Source organism: Sphingobacterium spiritivorum, assembly GCF_016725325.1.
In the GTDB taxonomy this organism is placed as follows: Bacteria; Bacteroidota; Bacteroidia; order Sphingobacteriales; family Sphingobacteriaceae; genus Sphingobacterium.
Genome location: NZ_CP068083.1, coordinates 3,601,700 through 3,625,329, shown reverse-complemented (window position 1 = coordinate 3,625,329; position 23,630 = coordinate 3,601,700). Strand labels below are relative to the sequence as shown.

General features: G+C 40.8%; 18 protein-coding genes. 3 read left to right on the top strand and 15 right to left on the bottom strand.

Annotated features, from left to right (window positions below; genetic code table 11):
* The first annotated feature begins 183 nt into the window (after positions 1 to 183).
* A complete protein-coding gene (locus I6J02_RS15165) occupies positions 184 to 1,251 on the top strand; it encodes an alpha-L-fucosidase (protein WP_201678689.1) in 1,068 nt (355 codons plus the stop codon).
* A 144-nt stretch (positions 1,252 to 1,395) separates the two neighbouring features.
* Here I6J02_RS15165 and I6J02_RS15160 read toward each other — a convergent pair whose 3' ends face one another.
* The 3 genes from I6J02_RS15160 to map form a co-directional block, all read right to left on the bottom strand.
* Positions 1,396 to 2,070, bottom strand: coding sequence for a hypothetical protein (locus I6J02_RS15160; protein ID WP_201678688.1), 675 nt, complete (start codon positions 2,068 to 2,070; stop codon positions 1,396 to 1,398).
* A 38-nt stretch (positions 2,071 to 2,108) separates the two neighbouring features.
* Positions 2,109 to 2,639 (bottom strand): HEAT repeat domain-containing protein, encoded by a 531-nt coding sequence (locus tag I6J02_RS15155; protein ID WP_201678687.1) that lies wholly within the window; start codon positions 2,637 to 2,639, stop codon positions 2,109 to 2,111.
* A 124-nt stretch (positions 2,640 to 2,763) separates the two neighbouring features.
* Positions 2,764 to 3,516 carry a type I methionyl aminopeptidase gene (map, locus tag I6J02_RS15150; protein WP_201678686.1) on the bottom strand — a complete coding sequence of 251 codons (753 nt, stop codon included), beginning with the start codon at positions 3,514 to 3,516 and terminating at the stop codon, positions 2,764 to 2,766.
* A 246-nt stretch (positions 3,517 to 3,762) separates the two neighbouring features.
* On the opposite strand from map, the gene I6J02_RS15145 reads away from it, so the two are divergent.
* Together I6J02_RS15145 and I6J02_RS15140 are read left to right on the top strand one after the other, a co-directional pair.
* Positions 3,763 to 4,428 (top strand): hypothetical protein, encoded by a 666-nt coding sequence (locus I6J02_RS15145; protein ID WP_201678685.1) that lies wholly within the window; start codon positions 3,763 to 3,765, stop codon positions 4,426 to 4,428.
* A 31-nt stretch (positions 4,429 to 4,459) separates the two neighbouring features.
* The gene (locus I6J02_RS15140) at positions 4,460 to 5,269 is read left to right on the top strand and encodes an AraC family transcriptional regulator (protein WP_201678684.1); all 810 of its coding nucleotides are present in this window, start codon (positions 4,460 to 4,462) and stop codon (positions 5,267 to 5,269) included.
* 54 nt (positions 5,270 to 5,323) lie between these two features.
* Here the strand turns inward: I6J02_RS15140 and I6J02_RS15135 are convergent, their stop codons facing one another.
* The 12 genes from I6J02_RS15135 to cysC form a co-directional block, all read right to left on the bottom strand.
* On the bottom strand, positions 5,324 to 7,333 hold the full coding sequence (locus tag I6J02_RS15135) for a hypothetical protein (protein WP_201678683.1): 2,010 nt from the start codon (positions 7,331 to 7,333) through the stop codon (positions 5,324 to 5,326).
* Positions 7,334 to 8,657: 1,324 nt separating this feature from the next.
* A complete protein-coding gene (locus tag I6J02_RS15130) occupies positions 8,658 to 9,560 on the bottom strand; it encodes a PorP/SprF family type IX secretion system membrane protein (protein WP_201678682.1) in 903 nt (300 codons plus the stop codon).
* 94 nt (positions 9,561 to 9,654) lie between these two features.
* Entirely contained in the window at positions 9,655 to 16,221 is a 6,567-nt protein-coding gene (locus tag I6J02_RS15125; RefSeq protein ID WP_236582006.1) for an MBG domain-containing protein, read from the bottom strand.
* Positions 16,222 to 16,257: 36 nt separating this feature from the next.
* Complete coding sequence (locus I6J02_RS15120; RefSeq protein ID WP_201678680.1) at positions 16,258 to 17,187, bottom strand: 5'-nucleotidase; 930 nt, start codon at positions 17,185 to 17,187, stop codon at positions 16,258 to 16,260.
* Between the two features lie 51 nt (positions 17,188 to 17,238).
* Positions 17,239 to 17,823 carry a phage tail protein gene (locus I6J02_RS15115; protein ID WP_201678679.1) on the bottom strand — a complete coding sequence of 195 codons (585 nt, stop codon included), beginning with the start codon at positions 17,821 to 17,823 and terminating at the stop codon, positions 17,239 to 17,241.
* A gap of 7 nt (positions 17,824 to 17,830) precedes the next feature.
* The gene (locus I6J02_RS15110) at positions 17,831 to 18,421 is read right to left on the bottom strand and encodes a phage tail protein (protein ID WP_201678678.1); all 591 of its coding nucleotides are present in this window, start codon (positions 18,419 to 18,421) and stop codon (positions 17,831 to 17,833) included.
* A gap of 3 nt (positions 18,422 to 18,424) precedes the next feature.
* Positions 18,425 to 19,024: a phage tail protein gene (locus I6J02_RS15105; protein ID WP_201678677.1), complete on the bottom strand. Its 600-nt coding sequence runs from the start codon at positions 19,022 to 19,024 to the stop codon at positions 18,425 to 18,427.
* Between the two features lie 7 nt (positions 19,025 to 19,031).
* Positions 19,032 to 19,976: a formyltransferase family protein gene (locus tag I6J02_RS15100; RefSeq protein WP_201678676.1), complete on the bottom strand. Its 945-nt coding sequence runs from the start codon at positions 19,974 to 19,976 to the stop codon at positions 19,032 to 19,034.
* Complete coding sequence (locus I6J02_RS15095; RefSeq protein ID WP_201678675.1) at positions 19,973 to 21,112, bottom strand: ABC transporter substrate-binding protein; 1,140 nt, start codon at positions 21,110 to 21,112, stop codon at positions 19,973 to 19,975. Before I6J02_RS15095 ends, I6J02_RS15100 begins: the two co-directional genes overlap by 4 nt.
* 424 nt (positions 21,113 to 21,536) lie before the next feature.
* Positions 21,537 to 22,085 (bottom strand): hypothetical protein, encoded by a 549-nt coding sequence (locus I6J02_RS15090; RefSeq protein ID WP_201678674.1) that lies wholly within the window; start codon positions 22,083 to 22,085, stop codon positions 21,537 to 21,539.
* Positions 22,086 to 22,111: 26 nt separating this feature from the next.
* The gene (locus I6J02_RS15085; RefSeq protein ID WP_201678673.1) at positions 22,112 to 23,101 is read right to left on the bottom strand and encodes a phytanoyl-CoA dioxygenase family protein; all 990 of its coding nucleotides are present in this window, start codon (positions 23,099 to 23,101) and stop codon (positions 22,112 to 22,114) included.
* Entirely contained in the window at positions 23,079 to 23,630 is a 552-nt protein-coding gene (gene cysC / locus I6J02_RS15080) for an adenylyl-sulfate kinase (protein WP_201678672.1), read from the bottom strand. The genes I6J02_RS15085 and cysC overlap by 23 nt, the downstream gene beginning before the upstream one ends.

Sequence of the window (23,630 nt, the reverse complement as noted above, 5' to 3'; positions counted from 1 at the left end):
TGTTTAATTTGGAATCAGACTATTTGATGCAAAATACAAAAACATTTTTAGGTGATTGGTTTAGAAAAGTACTAGGGTTTATTAAATAAAATATTCACACTTACACTACATTCAAAATTTAAATTAATCAGCTTATAATCAGATTCTTTATCTATCTTTAATCAGCACTAATTATTCGTAAAAATGAAATTATTAACCTTGTCATTCCTCTTAATGACTGGCATTTTTTCTGTTGGCAGCTTAAAGACTGTAAATGCTCAGGTCAAGTATCTTAATGAATCGAAGCAGGACTTTGATAAACGTATGCAATGGTTCGTCAACGCCAAATATGGTATGTTTATCCATTTTGGTTTATACAGTCAGCTTGGCGGTGAGTATCAGGGAAAAGATATAGAAGGTTATGCGGAGTGGATACAAGCCAATGCTGACATACAAAGTCAAGAGTACGCATTATTAACGCATACCTGGAATCCAAAAAAATTCAATGCTAAGAAAATAGTCAGACTGGCTAAAGAAGCAGGGATGAAATACTTAGTCGTAACCACTAAGCATCATGAGGGTTTTTGTCTATGGGACTCACCCTATACTGATTTTGACATCGCTTCTACATCAATGAAGGGTCGGGATATTCTAAAGGAACTGGCAGATGCATGTAAGAAAGAAGGAATAAAATTCGGGACTTATTACAGTATTATTGATTGGCACCATAGTTCTCAATATCGAAACCCTGAAGGAAAGAAGAATGCTGATCATTGGTTTCAAGTTGCTATACGACCAGAGAAAAAACAAGAATACATTCAATACATGAAAAACCAGATCAAGGAATTAATTGATAATTATGATACAGATATTCTTTGGTTTGACGGTGATTGGGTCAATTGGTGGGATATGGAATCAGGACAAGAATTGTATGAATATATCCGAACCTTAAAACCTTCCATTATCATTAACAATCGTGTAGCTAAGAGAGAAGAATTTTACAGGGATTTTGGCACTCCTGAGCAGGAACATCCGGCAACAGGCTTAGATTACTATTGGGAAGCATGTTATACGATGAACAATTCATGGGGATACAAAAAGTCTGACAATGACTGGAAAACGCCTAAAGATATAGAGAATAAGCTGGAAGAGATTAATAAAAAGGGAGGGAATTTATTGCTTAATATCGGTCCGGATGGAAATGGTATTGTTCCTGCTCAAAGTGTAATGATCTTAAAAGAGGCCGGGAAACATTTAAAAGAAAAAAAGTAGTTCCAAAAGATTAGATTAAAACTACCTCCAAAAACATGTTTCGAGATAATATATGGTTTTGGAAATTAGTATGCTTGGGAAATATTTTTCTCTGCATTTAAGCATCAGTGTACATCTTATATTGGAAAAAAGTATACAGTAAGTTTACAAAATAGATATATGTTTTATTGTCAATCCTGCAAGTTGTTCTTCTGAATTCAGCTTTTTGCAGCCCTCCAGGTTCAGTTGTTCCAGTTGATTCAGATGATGAATAGTAGGTTGAAGTCTGCTTAATGCATTGCACTTCTGGAGAAAAAGCGTAGTGAGTTTGCTGCAATTTTCGAGACCTTCTATAGATTCAAATGATCCGCCAATAATACGCAGGTATTCCAGATTGACAGCATGCTTCAGAAAAGACAGGTCAGCATACTTAACACCGCCAATCAGCAATTCTTTCAAAGATGTCAACTTATCCCATCCGCTAATTTTCGGTCCATAGCTAATATTAAGTTTTTCCAGAACCGGAAATATCGACAGATCCAGATTAAATTCTCCTGCAGCACTCCAGCGCAGATTCTTTAATTCCTGCATATGCTTTAATCCGTTAATATCTGACTTTTTTGACATCGGAACCAGCCAATGAAAAGTTTCAATAAAATCTCCGTCTTTTAGAAAGTCAAAATTAACCGGCATCTTACTCCAATCTCCCTCCGTCCAGATACAAACCTCACGAATGCCATTTTCACGGGCATAATCCAATCCTTCTTCCAGATATTCATATAATATCCGTATACCCTTAAAGTGAGACATTTCGCTGTAATCTACCTTAAATTTTTCCATTAGTCTGAAACTTTACATTATACTTTTACATTACAATTTTATTCCGGATTTAGTTTTTTTGTTTTCTTCAATGCATCCTGATAGATCTTCTGAATGCTATTCTTCTGCTCCTGTTCGCAGACCTGTTTCACCGCAGGTAGCAATGTTACATTAAATTCTGTGTTCAATTTGATGATCTGGCCTAATGCAAATGCAGCACTCCATCGTACTACAGTTCCTTCATGTGCCGTATTTTCCAGCAAATTGGAAATAGGCTCCTTCAATTTTGTAGTAAACAGATGAGCAATATTCCCAATAACTTTTGCACTTTCCCACTTTACACGAGGTGCTTTCGAACGCAAGGTTTGCGTTACAAACAGCAGCATATGTTCGTCAGCAAATTCCGGATGACGTTGCGTAACATATTCCAAAGCCTCTATACAGGTTGCTTTTACCGGGTCCTTTTGATTCTCAGCAAAAACAAGAAGCTCATCAACCGTAAGTGATTTGTCTATCACCCAGTTACTGATAGTCTCTGTTTTCTCTTTAGACTTGATCTCTTTTTCTTTAAAAAGTTCTTCGATGGTCATACTTCATAATTGATTTTTACGACAAAAGATTTAGACGAATTAAATTAAGAAAAATTCAGTTCGGTAAGAACAAAAGATAAAGATTTTTACTCCTGAAACAGATCCGGTAATACGTATTCTTTTACTATTCCATAGCTGTCAGTATAATGGGCTTTTCATCTGTAACGACAAGAGTATGCTCATGTTGAACTGCAAACCCACCTTTATTACCTAACAGCGTGAATCCATCCGGTTGCTCAATAGCTAATGTAGAGTGCGTATTGATAAATGTTTCCAGAGCGACAACTGTTCCTTTTCTAAAACGTCTTCTGTCATCGGGATCTTTATAATTCAAAAGGTCAAACGGTTCTTCATGCAATGCTTTCCCTAAGCCGTGACCTCCCAGATTTTTGATGACCAGATATCCTTTTTTTCTGGCCTCGGTTTCAATATAATGACCAATTTCGTTGATCCTGACCCCTCCTTTAATACGGGATATAGCAGATAAAAGAATATTTTTTGAAGCTTCTACCAAAGGAGTATGTCCATGCACATCCTCTCCTACGACAATAGATCCGCCATTATCAGACCAATACCCGTCAAGCTCAGCAGAAACATCAATATTGATCAGGTCTCCATCCTGAAGGATTCTAGCAGGAGAAGGTATCCCATGTGCCACTTCATTATTGAGACTGATACAGGTATAACCCGGAAATCCATATGTCAATCGGGGAGCTGATTGTGCACCAAATTCTCTCAATACATTTCCACCATATTCATCCAGTTCCTGAGTCGATATGCCCGGTTTGGCATATTGCTTCATTTTCATTAAGGTCAAAGCTACTGCCTGACTTACAGCTTTCATTTTCTCTAATTCATTCTCATTGGATATAATCATATATTATTGCCTTATGGATAAGAAACAAAAATAAGAGGCAGATGTTGGAGATAAATCGTAAAATCCGGACATTTCCATCAACTTACTTTAAATTTAAGATAAGTAAGTCCTATTTAGTTTGGAAGTAATTGTAAAAGAAAGTATTTTAGATCAAAATAACCTAAATTTTGCTTTAAAATATAATACATAAATATTTCAGTGTTTCAACCACCATATATCCGTAATCTATATTAATAAAAAAATTATATGAAAAAAATAATTTCGACAAGTTTCTTTGCCTTGCTTTTATCTTTTAGTTATGCACAAACAAATACTTTCCCCCAGGACGGAAATGTAGGAATAGGCACTCTATATCCTGACAATTCCCAATTATGGGATAAAGTATTAGAACTAAAAGGACAAAACCATGCAAAACTTCTTGTAACAACAAATGCAGGAATTAAACTGGGAATGTTTAGTCATCTGGGTTTTAATGCGAAAATCGGCACAGAAAGCAATACGAATCTGACTCTTACTGCCGGATATTGGAATGATGTGATGACACTAACCACTTCAGGTAATGTTGGTATTGGTACACTCCAGCCGCAGGAAAAACTTTCTGTTAATGGTAACATAAGAGCCAAGGAAATAAAAGTCGAGAATTCAAATTGGCCGGATTATGTATTCAAACCTTCATATCAATTAATGCCTTTGAGTAGGATTGCTTATTTTATTAAGGAAAACGGTCATTTACCTGATGTACCTTCTGCAAAGGAGGTTTCAGAAAAGGGTATTGATTTAGGAGCTAATCAGGCTACATTACTCAAAAAGATTGAAGAGCTGACTTTGCATATGATTGAAATGGAGAAAAATTTAAAAAAACTAGAAGAGGAAAACCGGGAGATAAAAGAAAAACTAAAAAAATCGAATTAGCCAAGTAGTCTGATTTGTTAACTTTGTCGTGATGCCGATACATTTTTTAACTGCTATACGCTCACAAAACAAAGAAAGTTATATTCAAATTCCTCTCGACAACAGGCTTGAACGGTATGTTGAGGGTATTTATGAATTTGATGGGACTATGCTATGCAATCAAGTTGCTTTGTTCAGTGACGGCTGTCCTGCTCTGATCCTTATGCCTTCGCAATCTGATAAAGTAACGATTCAAAGTGCAGCTTTACAGATTACAATGGGTCCGGTGTGGGTCTGTGGAGGCAACATACAACAGGTCTTTTTACAATCAGCAAAGCTTAAAGGCACGATACGGATTGTTCGCTTTCATGCTCCTGCTTTCTTTCAGCTTTTCGACCTCCGATCAGATTACTTTGATTATCAACCTGCTTATGATCTGACAGAATCTACTGATCCTATTTTAAGCACATTTATACATAATTATTATCATCATGCAGATGCAAAATATCAGATAAAAAGTCTTGCAATTTTTTTATCCTGTCAACCTATTTCTGAAGTAAAAGTCCCTGCACTACTACAGGAAAGACTGGAACAAATACAGCAAAGCTCCACTCCCACTACCCTGCATATAAATTACAAATGGTGGCAACGTGCTTTTAAGAAACACTTAGGACTGGCGCCCCAACAATATGTACAGATTAACCGCTTTTTAAAGGCTTACACATTATTCGAAGCGTCTCCCTCCCTGTCGCTTAATGATGTTGCTTGTAGAATCGGTTATTATGACAGTAATCATTTATTAAAGGATTTTCATAAATACATTGGTCAATCGCCCAAAGCTTATTTCAAAACCAATGCATAAAACACTGCTTACGCTTACAACCCCAAAAGAGAAATTCACCTATTATCGTCTTTTTTATTCGGACAGCTGCAGCATCAATTTCATTAATAAATACTCTAATCCATTCCGCTGTTGTTCAGGAAAAGTAACACTTATTTCCCCTACCATCTGATCCTTAACAATCCCTTTGGAAGTAATCATTACATCACCATATCCGGCCAGCTCATCTACCTCTGTGCGCCAATCCTGTGATACGGGTATATCCATATCCCGCAGCAGTGCCGGAATACGATTGGTTTGTATTACTGCAGAAAATTTATTATCCTTTATTATCCTTTCAAAATGCTTATTTCCTACCGGTTTGGTTTTACTCTCTCTTATTCCTTCCAGATCTGTTCGGTCATTAGATACAAAAACAAGGTCTTCCTGATACATCATGTATATGGGCATATCCCGACCGCTATTTCGTTCAATTTGATAGATATCATTATTTACAACAGCCTTTTTCATAGCTACAGCCAGTTGCAGTCCTCTTACCAGCAGACGCTGATCTTTTGATGTGAACATCCATACAAAGCGTGGAACCGTTTCTTCCTTTGTACGTTTCACTTCTTTCAGATCATAGTCATTGTTGTACTCATAATCGGTATATTCTGTCTTTAGTTTTGTCACACCATTGAGCAGGACCAGATGATCGCCGGGCATTATTCTGGCTAGTGCCTGTTCATCAAAAGCAACATCCATTGCTAAAGCCAGAAAAGGAGCAATTTCAGTTTCTTTACCAAACAAATAACCGAAGCGCTTTGAGATATATTCGGGCAGTTCCTTTATGTAGGCCTCTGAATTGATATTCAAGGATAGAAACCCAACTGTTTGTGCTGTGAAATAACGGAAAAACTTAGGATTGGGCTTTTGGTTATAAATACGCCTGGCAACCTGAAGCAGATCTTTATCCAAATCTACTCTTGTCTTTAGTTTGAGTGTATGCTCTTCGAGTTGCAGATCAACAAAAGCCTGGCCATATCCATATCTGAAATAGTATGGCTTGAATCCATAGTACCAGGAGCTCATATAGGCTAATGGTAACAAACCCAGATACAGCTCATCTACATTTTTGACCCAGGCCCGCATCAATGGCATTTTTTCATGAATTACTTTTAACGTTTTTTCATCTAATCCTTTATGATCTGCCGATAATAAATTCTGCATTTCCTGATCCATCCACCGGACTTCAAGTACATTCCGGATGGAATCATTTTTTTGCTGTGCACGTTCATGTATGCGTGCTATAGAATCTGAATAATTTTTATCCTCTTCAGTCCAGATATCATTTACATTGATAGTATCGGTACTTTCTCTGTCAAAATCATATGCCTCAAACGTCACTTCTTTTTCATCACGAATATCTCCAAAAGTGATATATGAAGCAGAATCAGCTTGTTCTACAGTGGCTAAACTATCAATGCCTTCTTCTGTATAACTGTAAATTGAATCAGGTGCAGCGTCTGCTACTTTATCATAAGAACCGTTTTCTATGTAGACCGGCATTGCTGCCATATCTACATTATCTATTCCATAACGTGTTGCAACAGAATCGCTATAGAAAAAATTGGCATTGATTCCACCTGACAGAATATAGAGTACATCCTTGTTCCAGGCTAACAACGTACCGTTAATATCTCTGGCTCTCAGAAATCCGCTTTCAGTCGCTACTTTTTCAATTGTGTCAGGCAATATAGCTTCAAATTTTTCCCGGTTGTTGAGGGGCAAAATATAACCTATACAGGATATACTATCTGTATTCTTACTATACAGATAGCTATATTGTTCCAAATCTACCCCCATATCTTCCAAACTAACAGACTTTTGTCCTGTTCGCTGTTGGAAAGTATCAAAGAAATTAATCTTAATAAGCAATTCATTTAGCAATTTGGCATTGCTGTGTTTTAGAATCTCTTTTGTATTGATTACTGTTACAAAACCGGCTTCTTTGGGTATCCGTTGAGCTATTTTCTGGGCTTCTGCCTGTAGAATAATCAGAAATGTAAAACTAAAAGCTAAAATTATATTCAATCTACCATTCATATCTTACTTGTCTTTTAACAGGATGCATCATATACTGTGACACCTGACCATCTGATCAGGTGTACAATGCAGTATTTTACTATTCAACACACATACCCCATGAGGATACTAATGTATTCGCTTAGGTGCGAATCATTATGCTTCAAAGTTAGCCAATCGGCATATGCTGCACAATCCCCGAAATCAGGGATAGTCATGTACTTTGAAGTACCTCTGAAAAGAAAATTTAAAGTTCTGAATACGAGAGGACAGAGAGTCCACGCCAACTGCTTTTTATAACTTCTCTCTCCTTCCAAAGGAGAGATGCCCGAAGGGCAGAGAGGTTGACTAGTTGAGTTGATAGAGTTGAAAAGGTTAATAGAGTTTATAAGCTTACATCTGTTTCCATTGCGGGGTTAGGAAAGCAGCAAACGCAAGTGTGTCGATTTATTACATGTTTTGCGTCAGTTGGCGTCTCCGCCAACTGTTTGTTATAACTCTTCTCTACTTTGGAAGGAGAGATGCCTGAAGGGCAGAGAGGTTGACAATACAAGTTCAGAACCTCACCCTAACCCTCTCCTTAAAAAGGAGAGGGAATTGGTTTTGCAGGGACATGAAAGGTTGATTAGGGAGTTGGTAGAGTTGAAAAGGTTAATAGAGTTTATAAGCTTACATCTGTTTAAATTGCTGGTGAGGACAGCAGCAAACACAAGGAACTGGATTTACCATCTGTTTTGCGTCAGTTGGCGTCCCCGCCAACTGTTTGTTATAACTCTTCTCTCCCCTTCCAAAGGAGAGATGCCTGAAAGGCAGAGAGGTTGACTAGTGGAGTTTATAGAGTTGAAAAGGTAATAGAGTTTATAAGCTTAGGTCTGTTCCGATTGCGGGTTAGGACGGGTGCCAACGCAAGTGTGTCGATTTATTACATGTTTTTGCGTCAGTTGGCGTCCCCGCCAACTGTTTGTTATAACTCTTCTCTACTTTGGAAGGAGAGATGCCTGAAGGGCAGAGAGGTTGACAATACAAGTTCAGAACCTCACCCTAACCCTCTCCTTAAAAAGGAGAGGGAATTGGTTTTGCAGGGACATGAAAGGTTAATTAGTGGAGTTTATAGAGTTGAAAAGGTTAATAGAGTTTATAAGTTTACATCTGTTTCCATTGCTGGTGAAGGTAGCAGCCAACGCAAGTGTGTCGATTTATTACATGTTTTGGCGTCAGTTGGTGTCCCCGCCAACCGTTTGTTATAACTGTTCTCTCCTTGAAAATTAGATGGATTGGGTCGGTATAAACAGAAAAGAGGTTCTGAAATTTCAGAACCTCTTTTCTCTATTAGGATATGTTATAATTACAATCTTGATCTGCTTTGATTTCCGAATCGCACAGACAGTCCCAGTTCATGGGTACTGTTAGCGATGTAACGGTTCAAATCACTGTTCTTCAGGTTCTGCTGATAACTGTAAGCGACCCGAAGTCTGCCCAGATTGAATTCGGCCATTCCCATCAGATCTCCACGCTGTCTGTAACCTCCTCCGATACCGAATTTCTCATGGAAGAATAACATCACTGTACCATCAAACTGAACCCCTGTAACAGGACGGTAACTCGCCAGTAAACTCGGACGGATGTACATCTGATTGTCCAGATCAAAGATCACTCCCGAGGATACATAAAACGTATTGTCACGACCAAACTGACGCACATAGTTGGATTCCTTTGATCCGAAAATAGAACGTGGCATAGACACGCCTACATAATATCGATCAGGTCTCACTAATGACGCTGACAATCCGTACAACAATGTTCCGTATTGTTCCGTCTGAAAGGCAGGATCACCCGGATCAAGAGAGCTGTAATCTCCACGCTGCTGCGTGTAGCCCAGGTTCACTCCCAGACCAATGTATTCCTCATCTGAGATCTGAAGTGTTTTGGTAAAATTCGCCGAAGCTTCTGTACTGCGTTCAACACCGATCTTAAACTGTTTGAAATTTACACCTAAAGCAATGCCGCGATTACCAACAGCTATGTTACCGTTGAACCAGATACTCTTGGGTGCTCCGTCAACTCCGGCCCATTGGTAACGGTAAAGAAGCGCTGCATCTCCTTCGCCACCTTTCAGCAATGCATTGTAACTCGGATTCAGCATCTTCCCAAACGAACCGGATAGCGCCGGATCGATATATTGCTGACCCAAGGCCAGGCTGACACATAGTAACGATAACGTGCCTGATATTATCTTTTTCAAGTTCATAGTCCTTGTTATTTCTGTTTTTTTATACTGTTACTCTACTAAAGAAATCATGTGTTACAGCTCATCTGGTAGCTGCAACACTGATTTCCTCTGATTAATATCTGACAACGAAGAACCCTTTGTCATAAACCCATTTACCGTTGATCTTTACTTCAAGCATATAGAAGTATGTACCGGCAGGGACTGCACGACTTTCCTTGTAACCGTCAAATCGGTTGCTGTGGTTATCGTATCCTTTGAGTTCCTGAACCAGGTTACCGTTCGCATCAAAGATTCCGATTTTGTTCTCCGGATACTCATCTATGCCCTCGATACGAAGGTAATCGTTGATACCATCTCCGTTTGGTGAAACTGCAGGATGTACACGCACCGGTAATTTAGCTCCATCTTCATTTCGAACACGAAGTTCACGGGTAACCGCATCAGCTGCGATATAGTTTGCATCTCCAGCCTGCTCTGCACGGATAAGGGCTAGACCTACTCCTCTCACGGTCACCTCCTGATTGCCTGTAACTTCAGCAACTAAGGTATTGTCACTGTAGATACGGATCGGCAGCGGACTGTTACTGGTAATATCAAGTGTCAATTGACCTGCATCGCGGTACACCGCAGGGATTTCTTTGAAGGTAATCACCTGTTTGGCTTTATTGATCTTCAGTGTGGCCTGCAGAGAGAGGTTATTATAATTGATACCTCCGTCTATATTAGCCGTAACCGGATAGCTGCCGGCAGCTGTCTGATTATTACCGGTGTAACTCACGGTTGTACCTGAAGGAAGAGTACCAGTTACAAGAATAGATTTAGAACTGCCATCGTAAGTGAAACTGGCATCGCTTAACGTGATACCTGTAACAGTTGCCTTCGTAATGGTAAGATTGGCTCCTGTATAGGTGATCGTATAGTTAGAAGCGGTCAGATCGTTATTGCTGATCGCATACGTTCCTACATTCTCTCCTGCTGCACGTTTCAATGTACCTGTTACTACAGTAGCCGCATCATTGTTGACCAGACCTGTGACTTTATAAGTCAGAGCAGGATCTGCCGTTCCAAATACTTTAGTCTTCGCATCTGCCGTAACCGTTAAGTTGGCTTTAGTGATCGTAAGATCTGCTCCTGCATAAGTAATCGTGTAGTTAGAAGCAGCGAGATCGTTATTACTGATCGCATACGCACCTACATTTTCACCAGCTGCACGTTTCAATGTACCCGTCACTACAGTAGCGGCATCATTGTTGACCATACCTGTGACTTTATAAGTCAGCGCAGGATCTGCTGTTCCATAGACCTTAGTCTTCGCATCAGCCGTAACCGTTAAGTTGGCCTTGGTAATCGTCAGATTAGCTCCTACATAAGTAATCATGTAGTTAGAAGCGGCCAGATCGTTATTGCTGATCACATACGTACCTACATTTTCACCTGTTGCACGTTTCAGTGTTCCTGTCACAACAGTAGCCAAATCATTATTGACCAGACCTGTGACTTTATAAGTCAGCGCAGGATCTGCTGTTCCGTAAACCTTAGTTTTCGCATCAGCCGTAACCGTTAAGTTAGCTTTAGTGATGGTCAGGTTAGCTCCTGAATAGGTAATTGTGTAGTTAGAAGCGGCCAGATCATTATTACTGATCGCATACGTACCGATATTCTCTCCGGTTGCACGTTTCAGTGTTCCTGTCACTACAGTAGCCGCATCATTATTGACCAGACCTGTTACTTTATAGGTCAAGTCTGGATCTGCTGTTCCATAGACCTTAGTTTTCGCATCAGCTGTGACCGTTAAGTTAGCTTTAGTAATCGTAAGATCTGCTCCCACATAAGTAATTGTGTAGTTAGAAGCGGTCAGATCGTTGTTACTGATCGCATACGTTCCTACATTCTCACCTGCTGCACGTTTCAATGTTCCTGTTACTACAGTAGCCAGATCATTGTTGACCATGCCGGTAACTTTATAAGTCAGGGCTGGATCAGATGAACCGTAAACCTTAGTTTTCGCATCTGCTGTAACTGTTAAGTTCGCTTTAGTGATCGTAAGATCTGCATCCACATAAGTAATTGTGTAGTTAGAAGCGGTCAGATCGTTGTTACTAATCGCATACGTACCTACATTCTCTCCGGTTGCACGTTTCAATGTACCTGTTACCACGGTAGCCAGATCATTGTTGACCATGCCGGTAACTTTATAAGTCAGGGCTGGATCAGATGAACCGTAAACCTTAGTTTTCGAATCAGCCGTAACCGTTAAGTTGGCCTTAGTGATCGTAAGATCTGCTCCAACATAAGTGATTGTGTAATTATCTGCACTCAGATCGTTATTACTGATCGCATATGTACCGATATTTTCTCCGGTTGTACGTTTCAATGTTCCAGTCACTACAGTAGCTGCATCATTATTGACCATACCTGTAACTTTATAAGTCAGGGCCGGATCTGTCGTTCCGTAAACCTTAGTTTTCGCATCAGCTGTAACCGTTATGCTGGCTTTAGTGATGGTAAGATCTGCTCCAGCATAAGTGATCGTGTAATTATCTGCACTCAGATCGTTATCACTGATCGCATACGTACCGATATTCTCTCCTGTTGCCCGTTTCAATGTTCCCGATACGACAGTAGCCTCATCATTGTTGACCAAACCTGTGACTTTATAGGTCAGAGCCGGATCAGACGAACCGTACACTTTGGTTTTCGCATCAGCTGTAACTGTTAGGTTCGCTTTAGTAATGGTAAGATCTGCTCCAACGTAAGTGATTGTGTAGTTAGAAGCGGTCAGATCGTTATCACTTATTGCATATGTACCGATATTCGCTCCTGTTGCACGTTTCAGTGTTCCTGTCACCACAGTAGCTGCATCATTGTTGACCATACCTGTTACTTTATAGGTCAGAGCAGGATCATTCGCTCCGTAGACTTTTGTCTTCGCATCGGCTGTAACAGTAATAACAGCTTTTGCCACTGTTAATGTACGACTCACAGGAGTTGCAGGATTATTGTTCTGATCTCCCGCCTGTGTTGCTGTGATCGTTGTTGTACCGGATTTCAATATAGTAGCCTGATTCCCGGTAATACTTACAACTGTAGGATCCACCGCGGTATACGTGATCAATAATCCTCTGTTTGTATGTGTATCTCCGAGATCAAACGATGCATCACCATATGTTTTAGAAGGGATAGCATTGAAACTGATCTGCTGATCATATTTAAATGTGGTAAATTCTTTAACAGCTCCATAGCTAACTATTCCGTTGACAATCGCATACGCTCTGTAACGATACAGTGTATTTACTGTCAAACCACTAATATCTACTGAGAACGTACCACTTCCGCTTCCTCCTATTATTTTAATATTGGATGTTGTTGGTAATGCATTTGTTCCATAGACAATACCTTTTTCTATCACACATGCACCATTTGGAACATCACCTCCGAGCGTGACTGTCTGTGCAGCCACATCTACTGCATCAGATGTCGACACCGCCACAGTAGCAGAAGGCTCTCCGACAGTTGTAGTACGTGTTATGAAACATCCGTTATTATCTGTTATAGTAACTGTATATGTACCTGCAACCAAACCAGTCGCTGTTGCCGCTGTACCTCCGCTAGGCGCCCAACTGTAGGTAAGTGTTCCCGTTCCGCCTGATGCTAAAACAGTTGCTGTACCATTAGTTCCACCATTGCAACTTACATCTGATTTACTAATGGTCGCTGTTAAAGCAGGAGGTTCTCCAACCGTAACTGAGGCCGTTGTCTGACAAGCATTCGCATCTGTAACCGTTACCGTATAGGTTCCTGCTGCAAGACCTGTGGCCGTCGCTGCTGTACCTCCGCTTGGTGCCCAACTGTAAGTATATGAACTTGTACCACCTGTTACTGCAACAGTGGCTGTACCATTGGTGCCATTAAAGCAACTTACATCTGTTTTGGTAGCTGTTGCTGCCAAAGCTGATGCAGGTTGTCCGACAGTAACTGTACGGGTGATCTGACAGGCATTCGCATCTGTTACCGTCACCGTGTAGGTACCTGCTGCAAGACCCGTGGCCGTCGCTGCTGTACCTCCGCTTGGTGCCCAACTGTAGGTATATGAACTTGTACCACCTGTTACTGCAACAGTGGCTGTACCATTATTGCCATTAAAACAGCTTACATCTGTTTTGGTAGCTGTTCCCGTCAATGCGGCTGCAGGTTGTCCTACCGTCACTGTACGTGTAATCTGACAGGCATTCGCATCTGTAACCGTTACCGTATAGGTACCTGCTGAAAGACCTGTGGCCGTCGCTGCTGTACCTCCGCTTGGTGCCCAACTGTAAGTATATGAACTTGTACCACCTGTTACTGCAACAGTGGCTGTACCATTATTGCCATTAAAGCAACTTACATCTGTTTTGGTAGCTGTTCCCGTCAATGCGGCTGCAGGTTGTCCTACCGTCACTGTACGTGTAATCTGACAGGCATTCGCATCTGTAACCGTTACCGTATAGGTACCTGCTGAAAGACCTGTGGCCGTCGCTGCTGTACCTCCGCTTGGTGCCCAACTGTAAGTATAACCGATGGTACCACCTGACGCTACAACAGTAGCTGTACCGTTTGTTCCATTAAAGCAACTTACATCTGTTTTGGTAGCTGTTCCCGTCAATGCGGTTGCAGGTTGTCCTACCGTCACACTACGCGTAATCTTACAACTATTTGCATCTGTTACCGTCACCGTATAAGTACCTGCACTTAGTCCTGTAGCAGTAGCTGCTGTACCACCACTCGGTGCCCAACTGTAGGTGTAAGCTCCTCCACCTCCTGAAGCGACGACAGTAGCCGTACCGTTTGCACCATTAAAGCAGCTCACATCTGTTTTGGTCGCTGTCCCCGTCAAAGCGGTAGCAGGTTGTCCCACAGTTACTGTACGGGTGATCTGACAGTTATTCGCATCTGTAACCGTCACGGTATAGGTACCTGCTGAAAGACCTGTAGCTGTAGATGCCGTACCACCACTCGGTGCCCAACTGTAGGTATATGCTCCTGTTCCGCCTGACGCTACAACAGTAGCTGTACCATTGGTGCCATTAAAGCAGCTTACATCTGTTTTGGTCGCTGTACCTGTCAATGCGGCAGTAGGTTGTCCCACAGTCACTGTACGTGTAATCTGACAGGTATTCGCATCTGTAACCGTCACGGTATAGGTACCTGCTGAAAGACCTGTCGCTGTAGATGCTGTACCTCCGCTTGGTGCCCAACTGTAGGTATAACCGCTGGTACCACCTGTTACCGTTACCGTTGCTGTACCATTGCTTCCGTTAAAGCAACTTACATCTGTTTTGGTAGTTGTTGCTGCCAAAGCTGCTGCAGGTTGTCCGACAGTAACTGTACGGGTGATCTGACAGGAGTTCGCATCTGTAACTGTCACCGTATAAGTACCTGCTGAAAGACCTGTAGCGGTAGCTGCTGTACCTCCGCTTGGCGCCCAGCTATAGCTGTAAGAGGTGGTACCACCTGTTACGGAAACAGTTGCTGTACCGTTGCCTCCGCCAAAACAACTTACATCTGTTTTGGTAGCTGTTCCCGACAATGCTGCAGCAGGCTGTCCCACAGTCACAGTACGGGTAATCTGACACGCATTCGCATCTGTAACCGTCACGGTATAGGTACCTGCTGAAAGACCTGTAGCTGTCGCTGCTGTACCTCCGCTTGGTGCCCAACTGTAGGTATATGCTCCTGTTCCGCCTGATGCTACAACAGTAGCTGTACCATTACCTCCGCCAAAACAACTTACATCTGTTTTGGTAGCTGTTCCCGCCAATGCTGCAGCAGGTTCAGTAATTACAATTGTTTTATTAGCTGTACAGCCCATATTATCCGTAACTGTAACAGTATATGTACCGGCCGTAAGATTGGAAGCGGTGGCTGCTGTTCCTGCTCCCAGAGTCCAGCTGTATGTATATGGGGCTGTACCTCCGCTTGCTACTACAGTAGCACTACCTGTAGCTGTCCCCTTACATGCTACATTTAATTGCGACTGCGTATCAATAGTTATAGTAGGACACACATATTCCAGTTTCCAGGTCAATGCATCCATACACACGTAATTAAAAGGGTGTGTGGTACTGATTTCCAGTTCGTCGATAACCTTTGTACTGTTATTAGCTCCGCCAAATGTGGTGAGGTCTATAGGTGTAAATCCGTTATTTGTTGTTGTAGACTGTACAAAACCGGTAGATGCAGTAGCTGTAAAAACGGTAGCTCCGCCTAATTTACCAGTAATGGTAACAGTTCCGCTCACGTACTGTTCAGCATTATGATCTGCCAAAAAAAGATAAAACTTTTTCACCGAATAGGTAAGTCCGGCATCTATCTTAATAGAAAAACCTGTGTTTTGCCCAAAGGCAGCAAAACCGTCATTATCTATAAATTTATTATCATTTGCTGTACCGCTCCATCCTAATCCAGGATAACCATTTTGAATATCAAACGGTCCGCTCTGAGCACTAATAATAGTAAATGTCTTTCCTCCACTTGTAAAAGTCGACGCCCCTGCCGCCGCTGATTCAAATGTTTCTGTTATTTCGGTTTGCCCCCAGGCTTTTCCGAAACAGAGTATAAGGGATAACAGGAATAACAGGTATCCCTTTTTCATATCCTTGATACTTTTCAAAATTTCAATGTAATAATTGGAGCTTTTCATTCTCTTGGTTATTTATTTTTCTCAGGTATATGAAATTTATGTGTTTTGTTGTTTTATCCCACTTAACTCCCGATAGATCTCCTTATTCGTTGCGTATTGATTAGCCGGCATGAGATACTGATGATCATAAGTATGCCAGTTATTCTGCGCATCATAATTTACTATGTTTTTCGACAAGAGCTTTCCTTCCTTTAAAGCCTGACTAAGAATGACTTCCTTTCCGGCTTTGTTTTTTAATACCATCGCTCCCTTTACCTTGCCTTCAGCAGAGCTGCTAAGTATCAGATCTACACAATCTGTTTCCTGTGCGAGATCATAGCTGTTCCAGTGATTTCTGTTCATACCCAATTGGGACAGGCAAATCACCAAATCACAGTTTTCCTTCTCTTTAAGACGTTTCCCCAGTTTTTCTACGGCCTCATACGGATGACAAACTTTCACATTATGAATTTCAGCTTTTTGGGCGACTGCAATAATTCCGATTTTCTGTCCTTTAGTCTGAATAATCATATGAGGTGCTATTCTCTGTTGAAGTTTAGCATTGGAAAACTGATAATTACAGTTGATCATTGGGAAATCGATCGTGGAAAGTAAATCCGCAAGTTCCTGTTCGCCTTTGTGCAGATAAATACTACTCAGAGCAGCGGCATGAAAACCGATTTTATTCAACTTCGCTATCCGGGATTTATTTTCTGCCTTATCTGCAGAAATGTCAAATAAATTACCGGCATCCAATAAAAGTCCTAATGTTGGCTCAGCTTCTATAGATTGGAGTATTTCTTTGTATCTGCTCCAAAAGTTTATGGAAGCAAGGTCATTTGTCTGGTATATTATGAGTCTTTTATTATCAGCGAATGAACTGATTTTTTTACTGGAATTAGCTGCACCTGCAAGAGGCTTGGCAAGCAGGATACCACTCAATAGTACCGAGCTTCTTTTCAAAAACGACCGTCGCTGATTAGTCATGGTAGTTTATATTTAGGTTATTTCGTTGGAGATTCATTTTATATTCAGCTGTTAATTTCTGGCTGGAAAATATCCGTAAAGACATATTATAACATTCATCGCGATACAAGGTTGCAAATTATTATGTGGTGAGTTGCTTCCCTTTACGTCTGTACTAAAGGTTATAGTATTAGTTGCTGCTTCCAGTGCGGTATCTGCCGGAGCAGAAATAAATCCCAAAGTTGAGACAAAATTAGATCCTTGTATGTATCCCGGTCTGGCAATAGACATACCATTGACGGGTGTAGCAACTGTCGCATCTGCAGAACTGATCTTAAGCTTAGGGGCACCATTTCTGGTTACGATATGATTATGCGCATTTATTTCCGGCAAGGTCAGCATAACATTTGCAGCACCACCTTGCTCACCTATATCTCTTGGTGTAAGTCCCGGTCCCGGTCCAGCACCTATCATTGTTCTTCCCTGAAAGTCAGGAAGTCCAAATGTTGTTGTTCCGTTGCCCCCATAATAAGTACCTATAATAGAAAATAAAGCCGTATTAGTTCTGACTGCTATAAGTTGCCCTTGACAAAACGCCCAGTTTTTTGGTGCAAAGGTCCCGGCAAAAAGTCTGATTTCTCCTATTGTTCCGTCCATAATGTTATTAATTTCGTGAAGGATATATTCCTTCAGCACATATAATATAATTTGTTGTTAAAAAAGGTTGCATATTTTCGTGAGGCAAGGAGCTTCCCATCGTTCCCGTAGTCACAGTTAATCCACTCGCATTCAACGAGCTATCACTCATTGTCTTATCCGGATTAGCTGAAGTATATCCCAATGTAGGGGTACTGTCAGCCATCGGTTGCCCCAATTGTGAGCCTGTCGCTGCTGCATGAAGAGTCGCTGCTGCCGGGCTTACTTTTATCGCAAACGGAACATTTGCGGCATTCACTACTGCATTATGCGTGTGTACAGGCAATTGCGCAGACGATAATGTAACTGTCTCCGTTCCCATTACCTGTCCCAGTACAACATTTGTTAATCCAAGACCTTGCCCTGTACCAATAGGTACCCTTCCTCTGAGATCAGGTACGCCAAATGTGTTAACACCATCTCCGCCATAAGTTGTTCCTATCACTGAGTACAAAACCTGATAATCATTTATACTTAATAATTTTCCGTCACAAAAAAACCAGCCAGCCGGAGGAAAATTTCCGGCAAAACCTCTTACTTCTGCTATGTATCCTTCCATAATTTAATTTCTTGATGGATAAATTCCTTGTAAACAAATAATATAATTCATTCCTAAAGCAGGTTGAAAGTTACTGTGAGCATTATTAGTATTGCCGACAGGTGCCAATGTCAATGTCATACCTGTGAGATCTATACTTGTCGGATTTAAGCTGACTGAACCGGCCTGACTGTTGTATCCTAATGTTGGTGTTTTTGCTCTTCCTGCCGAGCGTGCGGGAGCAGCAAGTGACAGTCCGTCAATAACGGTACTCTTATCTGCAATACTTTTACTTACAGTCAGAGGTAATGTTCCGCTTATAATGACCGGATGAGAATGGGCTGGAAGATTACTTTCAAGAAGTGTAACATTTTCTGTACCCACCTTTGAACCTAAAGGTAGTGTCAGACCTGCAGTACCGAAAGCTCCTGTTCCTACCGGAATTCTGCCCCGAAAGTCAGGAAGCTGAAAGTTGGTAATTCCATTTCCTCCATACGTTGTTCCCAGTAATGAAAAAAGAGCCTGATTTGTACTAATCGCTAAAGTTTGTCCTGCACAAAAAGCCCAATACTTAGGTGCAAAGTTTCCAGCAAACAGCCGTATCTCTGCCATAGTTCCTTCCATAATATTTTTAATTTAGTTGTTGTCCTTTTACTAATCCCATTGTAAATAATTTAGATCCGGAGAAATATCCTTCCTGCATACTGACAGTCAGTATACGCAGATACGCTCCATTCCTACATGCTACAATTACTCCATACAAGCTGTCAGCATATACAATTTCACCAGCTCTATATGTAGCTTTTTCTTCCAGATTAATGATTTCAGCCTCCAGAATCCGTATTTCCTGCCTACCATAAAAAGCAGTTGCTCCTCCGTATTTAGGATTACAGGCTTGTGCCAGAGCCCGGATTTCTGAGGCTGACTGCGCTGACCAATGTATCTGTAAATCTTTCGCAGCAGGCTTTTGATCGAAAGCCTGATCAGTACTTATGTCTTGTTCTCTGCTGGTCAATGTACCTTCCTGCAATCCCTTATACCACTGCTGAATATAGCTTATGACTTCTACTCGTAGCCGGGCACTTAATAATCCATAGTTTTCGGCTGCATGCAAAGGAGTAAACGCTTCTATTACTAAAGGTCCATTATCGATAACTGCCGTCATTTTATGTATACTTATACCTATTTGCTGTTCCTGATTTTTAATCTGCCAGAATAAAGGGTCAGCCCCTTTGTAGACAGGCAAAGTACCCAGATGCAGGTTGTATATGCCATGAGGAGGAAGATCTAGAATATGCTGAGGTATGCAATAAGGAAAAGCAAAGACTAAAGCTACATCTGCTTTTATCACAGCCAGCCAATCCGCCAGTTGTTCTTTCCAGGAAGTAGTATGAATTACCTTGATATGGTTTTCACTGACTCCTGCACTGGCAAAAATCTGTTTGAAATATATCGCATTTGTATCCAGAACTGCAATCCCTGCCAGTTTATTTTCCGCAGCTAATTGTGCTGCCGCAGCAGCAGCAATATCTGTGTTACAGATCAGTCCAACGCGTATATTATTGGGAGCGGTCATCGGGTCAAATAGCTATTTGTCCATGCTGAATTTATATCTGTCAGCAAACTTAATAATGATTCGTTTCCGGCATCAGGAGGAGTAACATGATAGACTATATTCTTCTCTCCAACTGAATCATCCGCTTTAGAATTTTTCCGGTTTATCACGATATCAGCGGCCAACTCCTTTAGCTGCAATGTCCCCAATAATTCTTTAGATGAGGACTGAAGTTTCTGAACACTTTCTTCCTGACTACTGAATATATTATTAACCAGTATGGCCAGGTTCTTACCCCAATTACTATATATACTATCTACTGTATAAGCAGACAAAATTGAAGAAGTATACGCTCTTATATTTTCAGGAGTTGAAGTACCGTTATCCAGCAGAAATGGTAATCCTACTAAAGGAATATTAGCATTTGAAGAATTTGCAAACGCATCTAAAAAACGGCCGGCCTGCGCTCCGTTTAAACTGGCATATATAAAATCAGGTCTATCGTGCTCCAGTAAGTTGAATAAAGCAGTCATATCCAGACTGCCTTCCTGCGTATTTGAAAGCATATGAAACGACAGCTTACTTTCAGGGCTGTCTTGTTTCATGCCCAGATCAAACATAGCACCAAAGGCATATCCGCCATCGTAGAGATCATAAATAAACAATCCCTTTGGACCTAACGTTGAAGCAGTCCAGCGGCCCAGCGCCCATACATGTTGCCACACGGACAAACTGTATACGTACAGATAAGCATATTTTTCGGTATAAAGGGGCAGATGCTCACCCAAATGACAGGCAATAATCGGCTTTTTAAATTTTTCAGAAAGTTTAGCTATGGCTGACACTTCATGTGTCGAGAAAAAACCGATAATGAGATCGACCTCTTCAAATTCAAATAATTTGGAAACAGCTTCAGTATATCTGGCTAAGGTAGACTGCGCGACTAATTCCGTTGAAATCTGAACGTCGGATTCTTTTGTATTTTCTACAATTGACTTTACTCCGTTTTGAAAATATTTTGCAATCCGCTGTTCTGTATTTACTGGCAGGATCAAACCTATATGGAAAGAACAAACTTCTCTTTTAGCAGAAGAATGGCTATGCTCCATTACCGAATGATTATTCATATCAGGAATAAAATCGACAGACTTGTTCATATATACTCTAAGGTTAATGACCAACATTCTGAATATCAATCCAAGCATCTGTGACGCTCAGAACGATCCCGGAAAACAACGAATAGAAAAATCTATCTGTTAATGATTGGTTTGTTTTTCTATATTATATAGGTACGCGTTAATAATTTTGGTATACAAATATAATATTATTCATTTCACATAATTGCAAATTTTTATATTTTTTATTAAAAATTATTTTTACTAAAAAAATATGCAATTATACTTTCTACAATTTTACATAATTGAAGTGTTTCTGAGGGTAAAATCAGGGGGGACAAAAAGAGGACAAAAGGTAAATATATAACCTGCAACCTGTTACCAGGTCCTGCATATACAACCAGTAACTAAAATTATATCTTTATCAGGATGTAAATATAAGTTTTCACAGCAGAATCTTCCTTAATTATTCACGTATCCACTTTAACATATGCGGATAGGGAGCTACCTGATGAAGCACTGCATTTTTGATTTCGTAACAGAGTCCGTAATACTGAAGCAGCGGAGTAAACAGGTAATTACCCTGTTCAAAGTTTTCGATGAGCATGTCAGCGTCTCCCTTATATCCTTTATCATGAAAAACAAACGATGCTGGAAGATTCAGAAAGGCACAAGCCGCATAACTCCACGCTATAGCAGATAATTCATAGCCTTCCAATGCATTTTTATCTATATGCTCAAATAAGTCTCCTGATGACAGCCTTCTTTCTTCAGCAGACATCACTGCAATATGACCGGCTTCATGTAGAATATCGCCGGGGTGTAAAAGTTTTGTCCGGTCAATCAAAAGTCGGCCTTTATCAATATATATACCCGGCAAAAAGCTTTCCTGCTTATTTTTCTGCTCCAATACCGGAATCCCGATCTCATTCAGAAAATTAATAACGCGTATCGTTTCTTCCTGAAATTCAGTTTCTGCCTGGAAACTGTTCAGGTTATCTGCTGTATTGTTCATAAGTATTATAACGTATAAGATCCTTATTATCTGCCGAAGTTAATATATTGTACAAAGCGTGGATTATCAGATTTATTAGCGGTAGCGGCATGCGGAAGGGATTCTATCCACAGGATAAGATCTCCCTTTTTACCACTGATATGTTTTTCCAGATTTGCACCAGCCAGATATTGCATTGCAGCTTCCGGAGAACCATATTCTTCCAGTAACCGATCAATTTGCTTATGATACCCCGGAACAAGGCTAAATGCTCCGCCATGCTCCGGAACATCATGCAAATAAAGCAGCCCTTGTATATGATAGCGCGGACCTATTGAAAAATCAATATCCCAGTGAATACGACTTCCTCTGAAGGCGTATCCCATACTTTCGGGTGGGTTGTATCCTAATGGCAGAATATTAGGAAAGATTGCATCACTTCTGTACAGATCAGTAAATACGGCTCTGACAGCTGTATTGTTTCGGACTTTTTCCACTGCAGCACCAACTGCATCCGGCAGCATAATCCCCTGCAGAGCGTATTGTTCCTGATACCAAGTCTCCGGTTTTTCTAAATTTATGGATAATACCGAACAAATATGATCTACAACAGCATCACAGTCCTCTTCGGATACCAATCCGGAGATTTTCAGATATCCCTGTTCTTCCCAATACTTTAATTGTTCTTCTGTCAGTATTTTACTGCTATAATTTTCTGTTTTAACATCCCGCTGTATTTCCCATTCTTCAAATTTCAGGCGTGCACTCTTATAAAATTCCACACCTTTTTTACATATAATCCATTGCCTGAAACTTTCCACATCTGTATACTCGTTAAACAGAAAATTAATCGTATCAAAAAGCCCAAGCTCAAAAATAGCTAAGAACGCATTTGAAGTGCGTGCAAAAGATTCATCAGTAGCCCTGTTATGTGCTTTTCTTTCCAGATGAAATGCGGAGTAAGCCGATAGAAAAGCGAATGGTTCTTCAGACAATGGCTGTTCAGTTTTGAAATTATTGGGTTCGGAATGATTCATTTTTAACTTTACTATGTGTCAATACAAATACTTTTAACTGCGCAATACATTCTTCAGGAGGAGTATCTGCAGTATCTATTATCAGTGCAGGATTTTGTGGTAGTTCGAATGTATCGCTCACTCCTGTAAACTGATGCAGTCTATCGGGATGCTCTTCCGGCAACAGTGCCCGCTTATACAATCCTTTAGGATCCCGCTCTATAAGTGTCGGGAGATCACATTTAATATAGACAAGCTGACTGTTATACTTCAGCAAGAGGTTTCTCCCCTCTTCGTAGGGATTGATAGCAGCAACAATAACAACATCATTTTGTTTACTCAGCTCTGCAGCGACGGCCCCCAGTCTTCTTATATTCTCTATACGGTCTGCTCTGCTAAACCCCAGATCTTTACATAAGGTCGCCCGGTAAGTATCGCCATCGACTAAAGCCACCTGGTAATCATCTTTTTCCAGTGCTGTTTTGAGCATTTTGGAAAGTGTTGTCTTACCGGATCCCGAAAGGCCGGTCATTTGGATTAAAAATGCCAT

Bases quoted from the DNA above. Each gene is read 5' to 3' on its own strand.
- I6J02_RS15165 (WP_201678689.1), top strand. From the start codon at position 184: ATGAAATTATTAACCTTGTCATTCCTCTTAATGACTGGCATTTTTTCT.
- I6J02_RS15160 (WP_201678688.1), bottom strand. From the start codon at position 2,070: ATGGAAAAATTTAAGGTAGATTACAGCGAAATGTCTCACTTTAAGGGT.
- I6J02_RS15155 (WP_201678687.1), bottom strand. From the start codon at position 2,639: ATGACCATCGAAGAACTTTTTAAAGAAAAAGAGATCAAGTCTAAAGAG.
- map (WP_201678686.1), bottom strand. From the start codon at position 3,516: ATGATTATATCCAATGAGAATGAATTAGAGAAAATGAAAGCTGTAAGT.
- I6J02_RS15145 (WP_201678685.1), top strand. From the start codon at position 3,763: ATGAAAAAAATAATTTCGACAAGTTTCTTTGCCTTGCTTTTATCTTTT.
- I6J02_RS15140 (WP_201678684.1), top strand. From the start codon at position 4,460: ATGCCGATACATTTTTTAACTGCTATACGCTCACAAAACAAAGAAAGT.
- I6J02_RS15135 (WP_201678683.1), bottom strand. From the start codon at position 7,333: ATGAATGGTAGATTGAATATAATTTTAGCTTTTAGTTTTACATTTCTG.
- I6J02_RS15130 (WP_201678682.1), bottom strand. From the start codon at position 9,560: ATGAACTTGAAAAAGATAATATCAGGCACGTTATCGTTACTATGTGTC.
- I6J02_RS15125 (WP_236582006.1), bottom strand. From the start codon at position 16,221: ATGAAAAGCTCCAATTATTACATTGAAATTTTGAAAAGTATCAAGGAT.
- I6J02_RS15120 (WP_201678680.1), bottom strand. From the start codon at position 17,187: ATGACTAATCAGCGACGGTCGTTTTTGAAAAGAAGCTCGGTACTATTG.
- I6J02_RS15115 (WP_201678679.1), bottom strand. From the start codon at position 17,823: ATGGACGGAACAATAGGAGAAATCAGACTTTTTGCCGGGACCTTTGCA.
- I6J02_RS15110 (WP_201678678.1), bottom strand. From the start codon at position 18,421: ATGGAAGGATACATAGCAGAAGTAAGAGGTTTTGCCGGAAATTTTCCT.
- I6J02_RS15105 (WP_201678677.1), bottom strand. From the start codon at position 19,024: ATGGAAGGAACTATGGCAGAGATACGGCTGTTTGCTGGAAACTTTGCA.
- I6J02_RS15100 (WP_201678676.1), bottom strand. From the start codon at position 19,976: ATGACCGCTCCCAATAATATACGCGTTGGACTGATCTGTAACACAGAT.
- I6J02_RS15095 (WP_201678675.1), bottom strand. From the start codon at position 21,112: ATGAACAAGTCTGTCGATTTTATTCCTGATATGAATAATCATTCGGTA.
- I6J02_RS15090 (WP_201678674.1), bottom strand. From the start codon at position 22,085: ATGAACAATACAGCAGATAACCTGAACAGTTTCCAGGCAGAAACTGAA.
- I6J02_RS15085 (WP_201678673.1), bottom strand. From the start codon at position 23,101: ATGAATCATTCCGAACCCAATAATTTCAAAACTGAACAGCCATTGTCT.
- cysC (WP_201678672.1), bottom strand. From the start codon at position 23,630: ATGGCATTTTTAATCCAAATGACCGGCCTTTCGGGATCCGGTAAGACA.